This is a genomic window from Streptomyces sp. NPDC057474, from assembly GCF_042802555.1.
In the GTDB taxonomy this organism is placed as follows: Bacteria; Actinomycetota; Actinomycetes; order Streptomycetales; family Streptomycetaceae; genus Streptomyces.
Genome location: NZ_JBHVDX010000431.1, coordinates 1 through 3797, shown reverse-complemented (window position 1 = coordinate 3797; position 3797 = coordinate 1). Strand labels below are relative to the sequence as shown.

The 3797-nt window shown below is 66.7% G+C and carries 2 protein-coding genes and 1 tRNA gene; 1 reads left to right on the top strand and 2 read right to left on the bottom strand.

Annotated elements, in window-relative coordinates; genetic code table 11:
• Nucleotides 1–4: 4 nt before the first annotated feature.
• Both ACFU53_RS47240 and ACFU53_RS47235 read right to left on the bottom strand, forming a co-directional pair.
• Nucleotides 5–78: transfer RNA gene (locus tag ACFU53_RS47240), tRNA-Met, on the bottom strand.
• A 44-nt stretch (nucleotides 79–122) separates the two neighbouring features.
• Nucleotides 123–3056, bottom strand: a complete 2934-nt coding sequence (locus ACFU53_RS47235; RefSeq protein WP_384006613.1) for a UPF0182 family protein — start codon at nucleotides 3054–3056, stop codon at nucleotides 123–125.
• Nucleotides 3057–3219: 163 nt separating this feature from the next.
• On the opposite strand from ACFU53_RS47235, the gene ACFU53_RS47230 reads away from it, so the two are divergent.
• Nucleotides 3220–3762: a PPA1309 family protein gene (locus tag ACFU53_RS47230; protein WP_384006610.1), complete on the top strand. Its 543-nt coding sequence runs from the start codon at nucleotides 3220–3222 to the stop codon at nucleotides 3760–3762.
• Nucleotides 3763–3797 lie beyond the last annotated feature (35 nt).

Genomic DNA, 3797 nt, shown 5'->3' with positions numbered 1-3797 from the left:
TCAGTAGCGGGGACAGGATTTGAACCTGCGACCTCTGGGTTATGAGCCCAGCGAGCTACCGAGCTGCTCCACCCCGCGCCGTTGTGTTGCAACCGTACCACGGCGCGGGGTGGAGTTCAGAATCAGCCGCTTCCAGAGCCTCCGTCGCCGCTCTGGCCGCTGTCCTCACTGCCGCTGCCGCCGGTCCCGTCGGCCTTGGACTGTGCTTCCTCGGCCCGCTTCAGCGCGTCCTCCAGGTCCTGTTGGGCCCGGCCGTACGCCTCCCAGTCGCCGTCCTTGAGCGCCTGCTGGCCCTCGTCGAACGCCTTCTGGGCTTCTTCCAGGGCCTGTTGGACCGTCGGATCACCGGACGCCGGCGGCTCGTCGGTGCCCTCGTCGCCTTCGTCCACCGGTGGCTCGGTGGTCGGACCCTCGGTTTCGAACACCTTGTTGAGCGCCGCATCGAGAGTGTCCTCGAAGGCCGTGTTGCCGCCGTAGGTGACCAGAACCTTGCGCAGCAGCGGGTACTTGAGTCCACCGCCTCGCACATAGACGGGCTCCACATAGAGCAGTCCGCCGTCGAGCGGAACTGTCAGGAGGTTGCCGTACTCGACCTGCGAGTCACCTCTCTTGAGGAGGCTGATGGTCTCGGCGATGTCCTGTTCGGAGTTGAACTGGCTCTGGACCTGTTTCGGTCCGTCGATCGGTTCACTGGTCGGCAGTTTCAGAATTCTGATCTTGCCGTAGTCCTTGGTGCCCGCCTCGGCGTTGACCGATACGAAGGCGCTGAGATTGTCCCGGCCGTTCGGCGTGAGCGTCGTGGTGAGCGAGAACGCCTGTTCCGACTGGTTCGGCAGCTTCATGCTCAGGTAGTACGGCGGCACCGCGTTGCCCGAGGTGTTGGTCGGGTCGTCCGGGACCTGCCACACCTCGCTGCCGCTGAGGAACGTCTCGGCGTCCTTCACGTGGTAGCGGGTCAGCAGCTCACGCTGGACCTTGAAGAGGTCCTGCGGGTACCGCAGATGGGCCAGCAGTGAGTCGGAGATGTCCTCCTTCGACTCCACCGTGCCCGGGAACGCCTTCATCCAGGTCTTCAGGACCGGGTCCTGGGTGTCCCACTGGTAGAGCTTGACCTGACCCGTGTACGCGTCGACGGTCGCCTTCACCGAGTTGCGGATGTAGTTGACCTGGTTCTGCTGGGCCACCACCGCACGCTGACTGTTGTCCGCGGTCAGCGAGTCGGCCGTCGTGTCGCCCAGGGTGGTGCGAGAGGCGTACGGGTAGCCGTTGGTGGTGGTGTACGCGTCGACGATCCACTGGATCTTCCCGTCGACGACGGCCGGGTAGGCGTCGCCGTCGATGGTCAGCCAGGGGGCCACCGCCTCGACGCGCTCCTTGGGTGTGCGGTTGTACAGGATCCGCGAACCCTCGCCGATGGCACCGGAGTAGAGGATCTGCGGCTCGTTGAACGCCACCGCGTACGCGGCCCGGTTGACCGGGTTGGAGAGGTTGATCCCGCTCTTGCCCTTGTAGCTGGTGGTCTTCTCACCGCTGTCGTCGGAGTAGTCGATCTCGTCCTGGGGACCGCCGACGATCGAGTACTGGGTGGTCTTCTCGCCGTAGTAGACCCGCTGCTGGTACTTGCCCAGGTCGCCCTTGGACGGCAGGTCGGACTCGGTGAACACCGGGCGGCCGCCGGAGGTGGCCTCGGTGCCCTTGGCGGCGACCACGCCGTAGCCGTGGGTGTAGCGGAAGTGGTCGTTGATCCAGTTGTTCTTCGGGATACCGGCGAGGTTCAGCTCGCGCAGGCCGATGACGGTGTCCTGCTCCGCGCCGTCCTCGTTCCTGTACCGGTCGACGTCCAGGTTCGTGGGGAACGCGTAGTAGTTCCTCATCTGCTGGAGCTGCTGGAACGTCGGCGAGACGATGTTCGGGTCGAGCATGCGGATGCTCGCCGTGGTGTCGGCGTCGGCACGGAGCTTGGTCTTGTCCGTGGTGTCGCTCACACCCGAGTACTCCTCGACCTCGGTCCCGTCGATGCCGTAGGCCTGCCGGGTCGCCGAGAGGTTCTTCTCGACGTACGGCGCTTCCTTGGCCTGCTCGTTCGGCTGGACCTGGAACTTCTGGACGATCGCCGGGTACAGACCGCCGATGAGGATCGCGGAGAGCACCATCAGGCCGAAGCCGATGACGGGCAGCTGCCAGGTGCGCCGCCAGATGGTGGCGAAGAACAGCAGCGCGCAGATGACGGCGATGCAGAACAGGATCGTCTTGGCCGGCAGGTACGCGTTCGCGTCGACGTACCTGAGGCCCGTCCAGTTGCCCGTCGCCTTGAAGTCACTGGACTTCACCGCGAGCCCGTACCGGTCGAGCCAGTACGCGACCGCCTTCAGGGCGACGAAGATGCCGAGGAGCACCGACAGATGCCCGGTGGCCGCGGCGGTGGCACGCGCGCCCGGGGAGGTGACCCTGAGGCCGCCGTACAGGTAGTGCGTGAGCGCGGCGGCGATCACCGAGAGCACGGCGGCGGCGAAGCCGAAGCCGAGCAGGAATCGGTACCAGGGCAGGTCGAAGGCGTAGAAGGCGACGTCCAGGTTGAACTGGGGGTCCTTCTGGCCGAACGACACTCCGTTGACCCACATCAGCCAGGTGCGCCACTGCCCGGAGGCGGAGGCGCCGGCGATGAGGCCGACCAGGGAGGTGATGCCGAGGAGCAGCCACTTCTTGTAGGGCGCGATGCCCATGCGGTACCTGTCGAGGCTCTGCTGCTCCATCGACATGGCGCTCAGCGGTGGCCGCAGCCGGTGCGCCAGCCAGATGTTGAAGCCGACCGAGGCCGACATCAGCAGACCGAAGACGAAGAAGAGCCCGATCTTCGTCCACAGCGTGGTGGTGAAGACGGACGAATACCTCACCGACCGGTACCAGAGCCAGTCCGTCCAGAACCCCGCGAACATGACGAACGCCATGCCGAGGACGGCAAGGACGCCCAGCGTCATGAGCAGCGTCCGGACACGTCGGGACGGTCGGCCCACTCTGATCCGCGGCCCCGTCGGGCCTCCGCCGCGGTCCGGCATCTGGAAAGCCAAGGTGCGCACCTCGAAGTTCGCTGTCGATACGTCAGGCCCGCGTATACGGACCCTCCAGCGGGCCCCGTGATCGTAGGGGCCTCACCTATGCAACTTACTCACGCTTTACTCGGTTCCCGGTTCCGGGAACGAACGAGGCAGGATTGTGACCATGTCCAACACTCCCATGGCAGCGAACCCCCTCACCCGGGCCGTGCTCGAGATCGACGAGTACGCCTCGGGCCTCGGCTGGGACCAGCCCGCTCGCCTCTTCGCCCTCGTGGATACCGTCCGTCTGCGGTCCCAGGAACCCGCCCTCGCGGCCCAGCTTGGTCTACAAAACGAGTCCGAGACCGCCGGTCTCACCCCGATCGAGCAGGACGAGATCCCCGCCGGCAAGGCGCTGGACGAGTTCCTCGGCACCATCGCCTGGCCCGACGCGGTGGTCGGCTGCGCACTGACCGTGGAGCGGCTGATGCTGCCGCCGTCCGCCGAGGCGGCCGTCCCCGAGAACCTCGACGGGGCCCGCCTCGCCAAGTGGGTCGCCTCCCACCCCGACCGCCAGGAGGTCCGCATGACGGTCGCCGTCCTCCGCGACGGCTCCCGCGACTCGGCCCTGCGCCTGCGCGAGAAGGACACCCCGACCGAGGTCCTCACCGGACCCGAACTGGTTCCGGGCCTGGCGGAGGCCCTGTCCGCGACCTTCGTGGACTGATCTCGGGCTGTACGGCGGTGGGGGCGCCCCCGGTC

What these genes read in the sequence shown, in the direction of transcription:
- ACFU53_RS47235 (WP_384006613.1), bottom strand. Translation starts at nt 3,056, where the DNA reads ATGCCGGACCGCGGCGGAGGCCCGACGGGGCCGCGGATCAGAGTGGGC.
- ACFU53_RS47230 (WP_384006610.1), top strand. Translation starts at nt 3,220, where the DNA reads ATGTCCAACACTCCCATGGCAGCGAACCCCCTCACCCGGGCCGTGCTC.